1 protein-coding gene is annotated in these 1,037 nt (G+C 39.0%); it reads right to left on the reverse strand.

Going from position 1 to position 1,037, the window contains the following annotated elements:
- On the reverse strand, nucleotides 1-1,037 hold a 1,037-nt coding region (locus M3205_RS25120), incomplete at both ends, for an IS1182 family transposase (RefSeq protein ID WP_251172359.1).

Below are 1,037 nucleotides of genomic sequence, written 5' to 3' on the forward strand. Positions count from 1 at the left end.
AAGAATGGGCATCCAGCACAAATTCGCGGATCTGATTTATATTGACGATACCCTTCCTTGGTAGTCGTAGTATATTTTAAAATCTCACCAGCTGGGCAAATGTAACAGTCAAAGTGCTCATCATAAACATACTCATGTTTCCGGAAGTAACCTTCTTTTGTGCGTGGTCGTGTGTAAGGCAAAGCAGGTGTAATATCGTTTTTCAATAAGTAGCTTGTAATGGCAGGTGTTTTATAAGCTGCGTCTGCCGCAACAGCTTCTGGTTTACTAACTTTCTCAATGACTCGTTCTACCAATGGCTCAAAAATATGACTATCATGCGTGTTACCCGGGGTTACTATTGTGCCTAATACAAAGCCGTTGCGATCTGCGGCTGCGTGGAAAGAATAGGCGAACTGTTTTGTACGCTCATCTTTTACATAGTAGCCACTCTCTGGGTCCGTTGTACTTTCCTTAATTTCTTTGAATTCTTCCTTATCAAACTTATCTGGTGGAAAAGGCTTTTTTCCATGTTCCTCACGATCTTGATTAATCTCTTCTTGAAGGCGTTCTTGATAGGCACGGGTTTCTTTTCGAACAACTTTCTTTTCAAATTTGCGTTTATTCGCACTCGCTTTTACATGCGTAGAATCGACAAAAACATGTTCTGCACTAATTAAATTCTTTTCAGCTGCAGTTTTTAAGATTCGGTAGAATATCTGTTCAAAGAGATCAGAATTTTTAAAGCGACGCTCATAGTTTTTACCGAAAGTTGAGAAGTGAGGAACTTTATCGTGGAAGCCATAACCTAAAAACCACCGATAAGCCATATTCGTTTTCAATTCTTCAATTGTTTGACGCATGGAACGAATACCGAAGGTATATTGAATAAATGAAAGTTTAATTAATATTACGGGGTCAATACTTGGGCGCCCTACTTCTGAATACATATCTTTTACCAAGTCATAGATGAATGAGAAATCAATCGCTGCCTCAATTTTGCGAACCAAATGATCCGCTGGTACAAGTTCGTCTAGTGCAATCATTTCAATTTGATC

This window comes from Cytobacillus firmus (assembly GCF_023715565.1).
In the GTDB taxonomy this organism is placed as follows: domain Bacteria; phylum Bacillota; class Bacilli; order Bacillales; family Cytobacillaceae; genus Cytobacillus; species Cytobacillus firmus_C.